This window comes from Eoetvoesiella sp. (assembly GCF_035555955.1).
Classification (GTDB): domain Bacteria; phylum Pseudomonadota; class Gammaproteobacteria; order Burkholderiales; family Burkholderiaceae_B; genus Eoetvoesia.
Genome location: NZ_DATMGA010000018.1, coordinates 24,434 through 37,585 on the forward strand (window position 1 = coordinate 24,434; position 13,152 = coordinate 37,585).

The window sequence follows — 13,152 nt, forward strand, 5'->3', positions numbered from 1 at the left end:
GTTTGTCCGCTTCGTAATGCAATGGAGGAAGCGTGATCTCTGAAGAACTTGAAGTCAGCCTGCACATGGCTTTTGTCGAGGCCCGCACGGCCAGGCATGAATTTATTACCGTAGAGCACCTGCTGCTTTCCTTGCTGGACAATGCCGCGGCGGTCGAGGTCTTGCGCGCCTGCTCGGCCAACATCGAGGCGCTGCGCCAGGACCTGCGCAAATTCATCGCCGAGAACACCCCCGTGTTCCCCGGCGAGGAAGAGGTCGACACCCAGCCCACCCTGGGCTTCCAGCGCGTCATCCAGCGAGCCATCATGCATGTCTCGTCCGGCAACTCCAATAAAAACACGGTTACCGGCGCCAACGTGCTGGTCGCCATGTACGGCGAAAAAGATTCGCACGCCGTGTACTACATGCTGCAGCAGGGCGTCACCCGCCTGGACGTGGTCAATTTCCTGTCGCACGGCATTACCAAGTCGGCCGAGGAGCCCAGCGTCGAGCCGGCCAAGCAGGCCAATCCCGAGGCCGAGCACAAATCCGACCAGCAAAAGTCGCCTCTCGAACTCTACGCGCTGGATCTCAACGCCGAGGCCCGCCAGGGCCGCATCGATCCGCTCATCGGCCGCGAGCTCGAGGTCGAGCGCGTCATCCAGGTGCTGTGCCGCCGCCGCAAGAACAATCCTCTGCTGGTGGGAGAGGCCGGCGTAGGCAAGACCGCCATCGCCGAAGGGCTGGCGTGGCGCATCACGCAGGGCGACGTGCCCGAAATCCTGGCCAGCGCGCAGGTCTTTGCGCTCGACATGGGCGCGTTGCTGGCCGGCACCAAGTATCGGGGCGACTTCGAGCAGCGCCTCAAGGCCGTGCTCAAGTCGCTCAAGGACAACACCAACGCCATTCTCTTCATCGACGAAATCCATACCCTCATCGGCGCCGGCTCGGCGTCGGGCGGTACGCTGGACGCGTCCAACCTGCTCAAGCCGGCCCTGTCGTCCGGCCAGCTCAAGTGCCTGGGCGCCACCACCTACAACGAGTATCGCGGCATCTTCGAAAAAGACCACGCGCTGTCGCGCCGGTTCCAGAAAATCGATGTGGCCGAACCCACCGTGGCGCAGACCATACAAATCCTGCGCGGCCTGAAAGGCCACTTCGAGGCACATCACGGCGTGCGCTATTCGTCGGCGGCCATTACCGCCGCCGCCGAGCTTGCCGCGCGCCACATCAACGACCGTTTCCTGCCCGACAAGGCCATCGATGTCATCGACGAGGCGGGCGCCGCGCAGCGGCTGCTGCCGCGTTCGCGCCAAAAGAAGCTCATCGGCAAGGCCGAAATCGAGGCCACGGTCGCCAAGATCGCGCGTATTCCGCCGCAAAGCGTGTCCAGCGACGACCGCAACAAGCTTGCCACGCTCGAGCGCGACCTTAAAACCGTGGTGTTCGGTCAGGACGCCGCCATCGAGGCGCTGGCCAGCGCCATCAAGATGGCCCGCTCCGGTCTTGGCAAGCCCGACAAGCCCATCGGCTCCTTTCTGTTCTCCGGGCCTACGGGGGTTGGCAAGACCGAGGTCGCCCGCCAGTTGGCCTTTACCTTGGGCATCGAGCTCATCCGCTTCGACATGTCCGAATACATGGAGCGCCACGCGGTGTCGCGTCTTATCGGGGCGCCTCCGGGCTATGTGGGCTTCGACCAGGGCGGCCTGCTCACCGAGGCCATCAGCAAGCAGCCGCATTGCGTGCTGCTGCTCGACGAAATCGAAAAAGCCCACCCCGACGTCTACAACATCCTGCTGCAGGTCATGGACCACGGCACGCTTACCGACAACAACGGGCGCAAGGCCGATTTCCGCAACGTCATCATCGTCATGACCACCAACGCGGGGGCCGAAACCCTGAATCGCACCACCATAGGCTTTGCCGCGCCCGCCACGGTCGGCGACGAAATGGTCGACATCAAGCGCATGTTCACGCCCGAGTTCCGCAACCGGCTCGATGCCATCATCGGCTTTACGCCGCTGTCGCGCGACATCATCTTGCGGGTGGTCGACAAGTTCCTCATGCAGCTCGAAGACCAGCTTCACGAAAAACGCGTCGACGTCGTGTTTTCACAGGCCTTGCGCGACTACCTGGCCAAGAAGGGCTTCGATCCCCTCATGGGCGCCAGGCCCATGCAGCGGCTCATCCAGGACACCATACGCCGCGCCCTGGCCGACGAGTTGCTGTTCGGCCGCCTGGTCGATGGCGGCCACGTCACGGTCGATATCGACGACGACGAGAAAATCACGCTCGATATTTCCCCCACCCAGGGCAAAGATGCCAAGGCCAAGCCTCATCCCCCCGTCGATTCGGAAATCGAGCTTGTCGACTAGGTCCCGCCGGCGCGTATCGAGCATTGGCCCATCCCGATGCATCGGCCGCCGCTTATAGCGTGTCCCCATTGCGCCCGCCTGCATGAGCGTTTGCCCATACAGGCGGGCGCAATGGCATCGTGCACGCAGTGCGGCTACGCTCTCTATCGTCAAAGCGCGGTTCCGCTGCAGGGTTGGATTGCACTGGTTCTGGGCACCCTGGTGGTGTTCGCCATCGCCAACTGGTTTCCCATTGCTTCGCTAAGCGCCCAGGGCCTTGTCGCGCGGGTCACCCTGGCCGATGCCTTGTTGCTAACCTGGCAGCAGGGGCACGAGTTCGTCGCGATCATGACGGGCTTGTTTGGCCTGGTGTTTCCATTGGGGCAGATACTGTTCTTGCTGTGGGCGCTGATGGCACTGAGGGCGGGCCGCTTGCCGGACGACTTTCATTACGGGCTGCGCGTGCTGCGCGCCATTTCCGTCTGGAGCATGATTCCCGTTTTGTTGTTGGGCGTGCTGGTGGCCATCGTCAAGCTGGCGGGCATGGCAACAGTCAGCGTCGAGCCGGGGCTGTGGGCGTTTGCCGTGCTCAGCGCCATGATGACGATGCTGAGCCGGGTGTCGGCGCATCGCTTGTGGCGCTATGCCGAAGACCAGGGGCTGGCGCCTGTCTCGGGCGAACTGCTGGGTCCCGCCGATACGGCGGCAGACTGCCTCGAGTGCGGCTACGTCCAGCCGTGGCATCACCACGAAAAGCAATCCTGCGGCCGCTGCGGCGCCGCGCTGCATTGGCGCAAGCCCGAACCGCTGGCACGGGTGTGGGCCCTGGTCATTGCCGCCGCGATCCTGTACATTCCCGCCAACATTCTGCCGGTCATGAATGTGCGGCTCCCGACCGGCGTAAGCTCGCATACCATTCTGGGAGGCGTGGTCGAGCTATGGCGGCTGGGTTCCTGGGATCTGGCCGTAATCGTTTTCGTCGCCAGCGTCGTCGTGCCCATGACCAAGCTGTTCGCACTGGCCGTCCTTATGGTAAAACGCCAGTGGAAGGGGGTGGCGGTCCAGCGCCAGCGCACGCGTTTGTACGAACTGGTGGAGTTTGTCGGCCAATGGTCCATGCTCGACGTCTTTGTCGTGATCCTGCTGTCCGCGATGGCCGATTTCCCGGGTGTTTCGCAGATCACCGCCGGAGCCGGAGCGGCAAGCTTCGGCATGGTCGTGGTCTTGACCATGTTTGCCGCTCACAGCTTCGATCCCAGGATGGGCTGGGATCATCGCCGCCGCGAAGATGGCGCACCAGACGGCACGCCAAGACAAAAAGAAAATGCACATGAAGATCACAAGGAAAATGCATGACAGATCCAAACACGCCGTCGCAGCCGCACGCTGACCGAGGGGGCCCCGGCGTGGAGTCGGCCCCGGACGGCGTGGCGAAGCCGCGCATTACGCCCCGGCGCTCGATGCGGTTTTCCTGGATATGGCTGGTGCCCCTGGTGGCGGCGCTGGTTGGCGCATCGCTGCTGGTTCGGTCATGGCTGAACACCGGGCCCGTCGTCACCATCAGCTTCGAATCGGCCGAAGGGCTGGAGGTCGGCCAGACCAAAATCCGCTACAAGGATGTCGTGGTCGGCGTCGTCACCGGCATCCGCGTGTCGCGCGACCGCGCCAAGGTTCTGGTCAAGGCGCAAATCAACCGGGAGGGCTCGCACTACATTACACGCAAGGGCACGCGTTTCTGGGTGGTGCGGCCGCGCCTTGGCGTCAGCGGCGTGTCGGGCCTGAATACCTTGCTGTCGGGCGCCTACATCAGCGTGGATACCGTGCGCTCGGCGGAAAGCGGGCCGGCCGTTTATGAATTCAAGGGCCTGGAAAAACCGCCCGAGGTCGCCAACGACCGATCGGGCACGCGCTTCTTGCTGCATGCGGCCGATCTGGGGTCGATTGAAATCGGTTCTCCGGTGTATTACCGCCGCATCCCCGTCGGCCGGGTCATCGACTACCACCTCGACGCTTCGGGCCGCACGGTCAACGTGCAGATTTTCATCGATGCGCCGAACGATAAATTCGTCACGGCGGATACCCGTTTCTGGAATGCCAGCGGCATAGACCTTTCTTTGAGCCCTTCGGGGGTCGACCTTCGCATGGGATCGCTGGCATCGGTCATTGCCGGCGGCATTGCATTCCGCTCGGTCGACGAGACTAACGAAAAGCCCGCGCCGGCGGACTCCGCGTTTACGCTGAACTCCTCCGAGGCGCAGGCCATGGCCGATCCCGACGGCCCGCCCATTCATGTCAACATGATCTTCCATCAGTCGATCCGTGGCCTGAAGCTGGGTTCTCCGGTGGAGTTCCGTGGCATGGACCTGGGCCGGGTGTCGGATATCGACCTCGAGTTCGACCCCAAGACCATTTCTTTCTATGTCTTGGTCAAGGCGGTGCTGTATCCGATGCGCTTCGGCGATGCCTACGAGCAGATGCGCGAGTTCGAGAAGGATGCCGCCTATTCGGGGCAGTTCCTGCTCGACCCGCTGGTCAAGCAGGGGATGCGGGCGCAGATACAGCCGTCCAATCTCTTGACCGGCCAGCAACTGATCGCCCTGGATTTCTTCCCCAATGCGCCGCCCGTCAAGTTCGACAGCAGCAAGGTGCCTATCGAGCTGCCCACCATCGCGGGCAATTTCGACCGGCTGCAGCAGCAGATCAGCAGTATCGTGGCCAAGATCGACGCCGTTCCCTTCGATGGCATCGGCAAAGATCTCCAAAGCAGCCTGAAGTCCCTGAATCAGTTGCTCAAGGGGCTGAACAGCAAGCTCGGTCCGCAAGCCTCGGCAACCCTGAAATCCGCGCAAAACGCCCTGGACAAGGTCGATGGCATGCTGGGCAGGGAGTCGGGACCGGGCGGGAGCCTGGACAGCACCCTGCGCGAACTGACCGCGGCGGCCAAATCCTTAAGGGCTCTGGCCGATTATCTGCAGACCGATCCGTCGGCGTTGCTGCGCGGGCGCGGCGCCGACGTCCTGCCAACTGTCAACAGGAATTTGCCATGAGGGTCGTGAAGCCGTTTTTTTGCATTGCCGTCGCGGCCACGCTGGCTGGGTGCGCCGCCCCGGCCAGCCAGCAGTACTACACCTTGGTGCCGCAAGCCCAGACAGCCGTTCATGCAGCGGCGCCGGCGCGTTTTGCCATCAGGGTGCTGCCGGTTTCTGTGCCTGAGCAGGTGGATCGCCCGCAAATCATGCTGAGCACGCGGGGCAGCAGCGAAATGACGATGCTCAACGGATCGTTGTGGGCATCGCCGCTGGCCGATGAAATCCGCAGTGCCTTGTCCAGCGACCTTTCCGCCCGGTTGGGCGTCATGGACATTCCCGGCGGGCCGACGCCCGAGTCGTTGCCGCTGTGGCGAATCGGCGTCACCGTACAGCGTTTCGACTCGGTGTACGGCAGCCATGCCCTGATCGACGCAACATGGCGGCTGGATGGCCCGGCGCGCGGAAAAGCCTCGGCCAGAATATGCCGCGCCGTGATAAACGTGCCGGTGGAGCCTGGCGTGGCGTCCATGGTGCGGGGGCATCAGAAGGCGGTGGGTTATCTGGCGGCGGCCATTGCTTCGCAATTGTCCAAAACGCCGCTTGATGTTCCCGCCGGGAGCGTCATAATGAAGGGGTGCACCTAGGCGATATCCACCCCCCGGCGGGCTTGCGCGCGAGGATAGCCGCCGCGCACCGCAGGCCTGAAACAGAATGCGTGCCCGATCTTATTCGGCATGCGGGGGGCGCGTATGGCCCCGAGGTCATCGACCTGGCCTTGCGCCTTGCGCAGGCGCAGCGCGACAAATCCCGCGGCAACGGCGTCCAGGGCTTCATCCAGGCGTTTTCCTTGTCCAGCCACGAAGGCGTTGCCCTCATGTGCCTGGCCGAGGCGTTGCTGCGCATCCCGGACCAGGCGACCCGCGATGCGCTCATCCGGGACAAGCTGGCGGGCAACGCCTGGAGCGCGCATCGGGAAGAACGGGCTTCGCTTCTTGTACGAACTGCATCCTGGGGACTGATGCTGAGCGGCAGATTGCTGGAGAATCATCCGGGTACATCGTTGCCGGATCTGCTTGCCCAGCTTGCCGCCAGGGGCGGAGAGCCCCTGATCCGCCGCGCGGCGAGCATGGCGGTAAGCATGCTGGGACGGCAGTTCGTGGCGGGACGCACCATACGGCAGGCGCTTGGCAACAGCCGCGGCCCGAGCTGGCGCGGCTATCGCCATTCCTACGACATGCTGGGCGAGGCGGCCATGACCGAGTCGGACGCGCGGCGGTACTACGGCGCCTATGAATCCGCCATTCATGCCATCGGCGGCTTGTCGCAGGGGCGCGGCGCGCGCGAAGAACCCGGTATTTCCATCAAGCTTTCGGCCTTGCATCCGCGCTACTCGCGGGCGCAACGCGCAAGCGTCATGGCCGAGCTTTTGCCGCGGCTTGTATCATTGGCCGAACTGGCGCGCCATTACGGCCTGGGCATGAATATCGACGCTGAGGAAAGCGAACGCTTGGATTTGTCGCTGGACTTGCTCGAGGCCCTTTGCGCGGATGGCCGGCTTGCCGATTGGGACGGCATGGGCTTTGTCGTGCAGGCCTACCAGAAGCGAGCCCTGGCGGTCGTCGATTATTTGATCGACTTGTCGCGCCGGAGGAACCAGCCCTTGATGCTACGGCTGGTCAAGGGCGCGTATTGGGACGGCGAGATAAAAAGAGCGCAGCTTGGAGGCATGGCCGATTATCCTGTGTATACACGCAAAATCCATACCGACGTTTCGTATCTTGCCTGCGCCAGGCGGATGCTGGAGGCAGGTCCGTTCATCTACCCGCAATTCGCCACGCACAATGCATTGACGCTGGCCACGGTGTATGAGATGGCAGGCGGGCCGGGCAGCGATCCTCGCAGTTACGAGTTCCAATGCCTGCACGGTATGGGCGAAGCGCTGTACGACCAGGTGGTCGGTGCGCCCGAGCAGGGGGGACTGGGGCGTCCGTGCCGCATTTACGCGCCCGTGGGCACTTATGACCGGTTGCTGGCATACCTGGTGCGCCGCTTGCTTGAAAACGGCGCCAATACTTCGTTCCTGCATCAGTTGGGCGACAGCGCCGTGCAACTGGATCGGCTAGTGCTCGACCCCGTGGAGCAGGCGCTGGCCCTCCGGCCGGTTGGTCGGCCCCACGAAAAAATCCCGCTGCCCGAAAGCCTGCTGAGGCCGATGGAACAGCGCGTGAATTCAGCGGGGCTGGATCTGGCCGACGACTCGGCTTTGCAGGCGCTGGCAGACGGGCTTGCGCAGAGCGCGGCAACGAACTGGCGGGCCCTCCCCCTTGTCGCTGCGCAGCCATCGTCCTGGAACGCTTCGCGCGCGAGGCCTGTGCTCAATCCGGCGGATCATCGCGATGTCGTGGGCATGGTCATCGAGGCCGGCCGCGACGAGGTCGATCTGGCCGTGAGCCAGGCCGTGCAGGCGGCTGGTGACTGGGCGGCTGTTCCGCCTGCACAGCGCGCGGCATGCTTGCGGCGCGCCGCGCATATCCTGGAGGAAGGCAGGGCGGGCCTGATAGGGCTGATCGTACGCGAGGCGGGGAAGTCCCTGCCAAGCGCTTTGGCCGAAGTGCGGGAGGCCGTCGACTTTCTGCGCTATTACGCGGAACGGGCAGAGGTGTTGCCGCCTGCCGCCCGGCCTTTGGGGCCCGTTGCCTGCATCAGTCCGTGGAATTTTCCGCTGGCGATTTTTACCGGCCAGGTTGCGGCGGCGCTGGCCGCCGGCAATACCGTTCTGGCCAAGCCAGCGGAGCAGACCAGCCTTGTAGCGGCGCAGGCCGTTGCGGCGCTGCATGAATCGGGGATTCCCGCCGCCGCCTTGCAGCTGCTGCCCGGAACCGGAGAGAGCGCCGGAGCGGCGCTGGTGGAAAATCCGCAATTGGCTGGAGTCATGTTCACGGGATCGTTCGATGTCGCCAAATCCATTGCTGGTACTTTGGCGCAGCGCCTGGACGATGCCGGCCGGGTCATTCCCCTCATTGCCGAAACCGGAGGGGTCAATGCCATGATAGTGGACTCCTCGGCGCTGGCCGAGCAGGCGGTGGCGGACATCCTGGTTTCGGCTTTCGACTCCGCCGGCCAGCGCTGTTCGGCCTTGCGTCTGCTGTGTGTGCAGGAAGACTGCGCGGACAATCTTCTGGAGATGCTTCGTGGGGCGATGGCGCAACTGCGCATGGGGCTTCCCGGACGCCTCGAGACCGACGTGGGGCCGCTTATCGACGCGGCGTCGCAAGCCGCCATCGAGGCGCACATCCGCGCGATGCGCGCGGCGGGGTTCGACGTCGAGCAACTGGATCGGGGTGCGGAATGCCGGCACGGGACATTCGTGCCGCCCACGTTGATCATGCTGGATGCCGTGGGTGATCTGGAGCGGGAAGTGTTCGGACCGGTGCTGCACATTGTTCGCTATCGGAGCGAAGAACTGGATGGACTGATCGACGCCATCAATGCCAAGGGCTATGGCCTGACTTTCGGCGTGCATACGCGCCTTGACGGCCTGGTGACACATATCGCCGAACGCTTGCGCGCGGGCAATATCTACGTCAACCGCAATATGATCGGCGCCGCGGTGGGCATGCAGCCTTTCGGTGGCGAAGGGCTGTCGGGCACCGGGCCGAAGGCGGGCGGCCCCTTGTATCTGTGGCGCCTGATCGAAGGGGGGTTGCCGGCTTTGCCGCCGGAATATGCGGACGTGGGCGACGGCCTTTGCGAAACGGCTTTGCCTGCGCCGGCGGGCGAGGCCAATACCTACCGCTTGACGCCACGCGGATCGGTGTTGTGCCGCGCCGCGACCGAATCGGGCGCCCGCGCGCAGTTGGAGGCTTGCCTGGCAACGGGCAATCGGGCGGTGTTCGTGCAGAACGAAGCCAGTCTCGCTCTGGCCGCCGCCTGCTCGTTCGAGCAGCGGGAACATCTGGAACTGATTTCCGGCGATCCATTCGGGCCGTCCTGGGCTTGCCAGGCGGCTTTGTTCGAAGGCGGAGCCGATGAATTGATGCGCTTCAACCGAAGCGTGGCGGCGCTCGAAGGGCCAATTGTCGCGGTCCAGGGCCTAAGTACCACGGCCCTGGCGCAGGGCGCCCGATACGCCCAGGAATGTCTCGTGCGGGAGTGCAGCGTCAGCATCAACACCGCCGCCGCCGGAGGCAATGCCAGTCTGCTGGCGATGGATTGATCTCGGCGCAGCGTGGGGGTACCGTTTCCTTTTTCAGGCCGGCGCGACGTTCTGGTTCATGTGAAAGAGATTGTCCGGATCGTACCGGCGCTTGACCTGCGCCAGACGTTCGTAGTTCGGGCCGTAAGCCGAATGTATGCGTTCGCCTTCGTCGGCGGTCAGGAAGTTGACATAGACGCCGCCGGTGGCAAAAGGGGACGAGGCCTTGAAGAAATCGCGCGCCCAGTTTATGCAGCGGGCATCGTCGGCCCGGCTTTCCCAGCGGGCGTGGACATTCATGATGAACCGCGCGTCGCGGTGGGCGTAGGCGGCGGAGTCCGGCGCGGGTCGCATGGTCGCGCCGCCGATGGCGCCGAAAAAAATTTCGCATTGGGGCGATGGAAGCGTCTGGGCGTATTGAATCGCGACGTCGAACAAGCCGTCCTCGAGCTTGGACAGGTTGTGCGACTTCCAGTAGTTGCGCGCTCCCGGCGCGAGCAGGGGGTCGAAGGCCCGTTGCCAGGCAACGTAAGGCTGGATGCCCACGTGCTCGCCCAGCAGTGTCCCGAATTTGCGCATGGGCTCGATGAGCGGCTCGCCGGCCTTGGCGTTGCCGGCGTAGAAAAGCGCCAGACCAAGTATGGGCTTGCCATGGACGTTTTCGGGCAGGAACGGCAGGGGCGGGGCATTGCGCAGCAACGCCCAGACCGAAAGCTCTTCCGGTGCGGCATCCGCAAACTGCCGGTATTGCTGAAGTATGCGCCGGGCTTCGGCAATCGGGTACACCATGAGTCCGCTCAGCACGTCGGGGCCCACGGGGTGCAGACGAAACTCGAATCGGGTCACGACGCCGAAATTCCCGCCACCGCCGCGCAGCGCCCAGAAAAGGTCGGGATGCTGGGCGGTGTCGGCCTGCAGGACTTCGCCGCTGGCGGTTACCACTTCGGTGGACTCGAGGTTGTCGACGGTCATGCCGTACTTGCGGCTCAGCCAGCCGAAGCCTCCGCCCAGCGTAAGGCCGGCGACTCCGGTGGTGGAATTGATGCCCAGCGGCGTGGCCAGGCCATGAGCCTGGGCTGCGGCATCGAAGTCGGCAAGAGTGGCTCCACCCTCTACCGTGGCGCGCTGCTTGTCGGGTTGTATGGCGGCGGCTTTCATGGAAGAAAGATCGATGACGATGCCGTCGTCGCACAGGGCGCTGCCGGCTATATTGTGGCCGCCGCCCCGGACGGCGAGCACGAGCTTATGATTCCGTGCGAAGTTTACGGCTTCGATGACGTCGGCCGTCGCGGCGCAGCGGACGATTGCCGCCGGCCGCTTGTCGATCATGGCATTCCAGATGACGCGCGCCGTGTCATAGGCGGTATCGCCGGGGACAAGGATTTCTCCCTGGAGATTGCCTTTCAGTTTTGTGAAATCCGTGGCTTGCACATTCATGGTCTTCTCCCACAGTGCGTTGTTGCCAATTGCGCTTGATGTCGCAAACGCAAAACCCGCATGGCGTCCAGTCGAGTCGTTGGCGACTGGATACGCTACGCATTCGTCTGAGCGTCCGGGCTCCCGCAATTTGAAGCGAGTGTCGTCCGGAAGGGGCGGCCGTGCGGGAGTCTGTTTGATGGCCAGTGGAGGCTGCCGGTTCGATGAGGGGTGCATGCAAAGACTGGGCCCTGCGCCGCGGCATCGGAGTCTGCCTGCCGCCATTGTAGTTCCGGGCAGGCGGCGCAACCACGATTTTTATGTTAACGGAAGCCTTGGTCGAGGCGGGCTGCGTGCGTCCGGCCGCCTGGACATGCGGCGCAGGGGGCGAGCCCAGGCATTGGGATTAGACCTTCAGGACTAGACCATTTGGCCGGGTTCGCTAGGCTCGCCCTGTGCTGCCGAATCCTCCGGCGCCGCGTTCGCTGCCCTCGAAGTCGTCGACGACCTCGAACTGCACTTGCTGGACGGGGACGATGATCAGTTGCGCCAGGCGCTCCATGGGTTCGAGCACGAATTCGTTTTGTCCGCGGTTCCAGACGGATACCATCAGCGGCCCCTGGTAGTCGGAATCGATGAGTCCCACCAGATTGCCCAGAACGATGCCGTGCTTGTGGCCCAGCCCGGAGCGCGGAAGAATCATGGCGGCGTAGCCGGGATCGGCGATATGGATGGACAGGCCCGTCGGCACCAGGGTCGTGGCGCCGGGCGCCAGCGTTACGGACTCATCCAGGCAGGCGCGCAGATCCAACCCCGCCGAGCCTTGCGTGGCATAGGCGGGAAGGCAATCGTTCATGCGGGAGTCGAGGATTTTCAGCGCAATTTTTTTCACGGTGCGATTCAAGTTGTGAGGTGGAAGGGGAAAGCGGTTGCCGCCCGGCGGAGGGCGGCGTGGAAAAGCCTTGTTGGCGTTATGCCTTGCGGTCAGGCAGGCGCTTGGCAATGGCCTGGACGAGCTGCCTGGCCGCCTGCAGCTTCGGCAGCAAGGGCAGGGTATGCGCGCCGGTATCGTCGAACAGGACGAAAGTGGTGTCGTCGGCATTCATGGCCTGCTGGGCCAGGTTGCCCACCAGCAGCGGAATGCCTTTGCGCCGGCGCTTGGCTTCGGCGTGCTCGTTCAGGTTCTCGGTTTCGGCGGCAAAGCCCACGCACCACGGTCCGTTCTGCAGGGCGGCGACTTCGGCGAGGATGTCGGGATTCAGGGCGAATTGCAGCGTCGGCGCCTGGCCGTCGGCGGATTTCTTGAGCTTGTTTTCGCTGGCGTTGCTGACATGCCAGTCGGCGACGGCGGCAACCGAAATGAAGATATCCGCGGTGAAGGCCTGCTGCATGACGGCGCCATGCATGTCGCGGGCGCTTTCCACATCGATGCGCGCGACTCCGTAAGGAGCGGCCAGGGCGGTGGGGCCCGAGATCAGGGTTACGTCGGCGCCCGCCTCGCGCAGCGCCTGGGCAATGGCATAGCCTGTCTTGCCGGAGGACCGGTTGGTAATGGCGCGCACCGGATCGATGGGTTCGCAGGTCGGGCCGGCGGTGACGACGACGCGCTTTCCCGCCAGCACTTTGGGCTGCTCGAAGGCGATCAGCTCCGCCAGGATTTCCTGTGGCTCGAGCATGCGGCCGTCGCCGATTTCGCCGCAGGCCTGGTCGCCGCTGGCGGGCCCCAGCACCGATGCGCCATCGGCCTTCAGTTGGGCGATATTGCGCTGGGTGGCCGGATGCTGCCACATCTCGCGGTTCATGGCCGGCACGACCAGCAGGGGGCAGGAACCCTTGGCTACGCATAGCGTGGAAAGCAGATCGTCCGCCAGTCCATGGGCCAGCTTGGCGATGAAATCGGTGCTGGCTGGAGCGATGAGGATGGCATCGGCGCCGCGGGTGAGGTTGATGTGCGCCATGGAGTTTGGAATGCGGGCATCCCAGGTGTCCAGATACACCGGCCGGCCCGACAGGGCCTGCATGGTGGTGGGGGTGATGAAGTGCGTGGCCGCCTCGGTCATGACCACGTCGATCACGGCGCCTTGCTCGAGCATGCGCCGCACCAGTTCGGCGATCTTGTAGCAGGCGATGCCGCCGGTAAGGCCTATGACATATCGTTTGTGGTCGAGATCGGGCATGG

7 protein-coding genes and 1 pseudogene are annotated in these 13,152 nt (G+C 64.1%); 5 read left to right on the forward strand and 3 right to left on the reverse strand.

Going from position 1 to position 13,152, the window contains the following annotated elements:
- The first annotated feature begins 32 nt into the window (after nt 1–32).
- The 5 genes and pseudogenes from clpA to putA form a co-directional block, all read left to right on the forward strand.
- The gene (clpA, locus tag VNT00_RS05905; RefSeq protein ID WP_325585457.1) at nt 33–2,354 is read left to right on the forward strand and encodes an ATP-dependent Clp protease ATP-binding subunit ClpA; all 2,322 of its coding nucleotides are present in this window, start codon (nt 33–35) and stop codon (nt 2,352–2,354) included.
- Between the two features lie 111 nt (nt 2,355–2,465).
- Entirely contained in the window at nt 2,466–3,689 is a 1,224-nt protein-coding gene (locus VNT00_RS05910) for a paraquat-inducible protein A (protein ID WP_325585459.1), read from the forward strand.
- Nucleotides 3,686–5,380: a PqiB family protein gene (locus VNT00_RS05915; protein ID WP_325585461.1), complete on the forward strand. Its 1,695-nt coding sequence runs from the start codon at nt 3,686–3,688 to the stop codon at nt 5,378–5,380. The genes VNT00_RS05910 and VNT00_RS05915 overlap by 4 nt, the downstream gene beginning before the upstream one ends.
- Entirely contained in the window at nt 5,377–6,006 is a 630-nt protein-coding gene (locus tag VNT00_RS05920) for a PqiC family protein (RefSeq protein ID WP_325585463.1), read from the forward strand. Before VNT00_RS05915 ends, VNT00_RS05920 begins: the two co-directional genes overlap by 4 nt.
- Nucleotides 6,007–6,008: 2 nt before the next feature.
- A pseudogene (putA, locus tag VNT00_RS05925) lies at nt 6,009–9,578 on the forward strand (bifunctional proline dehydrogenase/L-glutamate gamma-semialdehyde dehydrogenase PutA); the annotation flags it as partial.
- Nucleotides 9,579–9,611: 33 nt separating this feature from the next.
- Here putA and VNT00_RS05930 read toward each other — a convergent pair.
- From VNT00_RS05930 to coaBC, 3 genes are all read right to left on the reverse strand, one after another.
- Nucleotides 9,612–10,994 carry an FAD-binding oxidoreductase gene (locus VNT00_RS05930; RefSeq protein WP_325585465.1) on the reverse strand — a complete coding sequence of 461 codons (1,383 nt, stop codon included), beginning with the start codon at nt 10,992–10,994 and terminating at the stop codon, nt 9,612–9,614.
- 421 nt (nt 10,995–11,415) lie between these two features.
- The gene (gene dut / locus VNT00_RS05935; RefSeq protein WP_325585467.1) at nt 11,416–11,865 is read right to left on the reverse strand and encodes a dUTP diphosphatase; all 450 of its coding nucleotides are present in this window, start codon (nt 11,863–11,865) and stop codon (nt 11,416–11,418) included.
- 79 nt (nt 11,866–11,944) lie between these two features.
- Complete coding sequence (coaBC, locus tag VNT00_RS05940) at nt 11,945–13,150, reverse strand: bifunctional phosphopantothenoylcysteine decarboxylase/phosphopantothenate--cysteine ligase CoaBC (RefSeq protein WP_325585469.1); 1,206 nt, start codon at nt 13,148–13,150, stop codon at nt 11,945–11,947.
- Between the last annotated feature and the right edge of the window lie 2 nt (nt 13,151–13,152).

Bases quoted from the DNA above. Each gene is read 5' to 3' on its own strand.
- VNT00_RS05910 (WP_325585459.1), top strand. From the start codon at position 2,466: ATGGCATCGTGCACGCAGTGCGGCTACGCTCTCTATCGTCAAAGCGCG.
- VNT00_RS05915 (WP_325585461.1), top strand. From the start codon at position 3,686: ATGACAGATCCAAACACGCCGTCGCAGCCGCACGCTGACCGAGGGGGC.
- VNT00_RS05920 (WP_325585463.1), top strand. From the start codon at position 5,377: ATGAGGGTCGTGAAGCCGTTTTTTTGCATTGCCGTCGCGGCCACGCTG.
- VNT00_RS05930 (WP_325585465.1), bottom strand. From the start codon at position 10,994: ATGAATGTGCAAGCCACGGATTTCACAAAACTGAAAGGCAATCTCCAG.
- coaBC (WP_325585469.1), bottom strand. From the start codon at position 13,150: ATGCCCGATCTCGACCACAAACGATATGTCATAGGCCTTACCGGCGGC.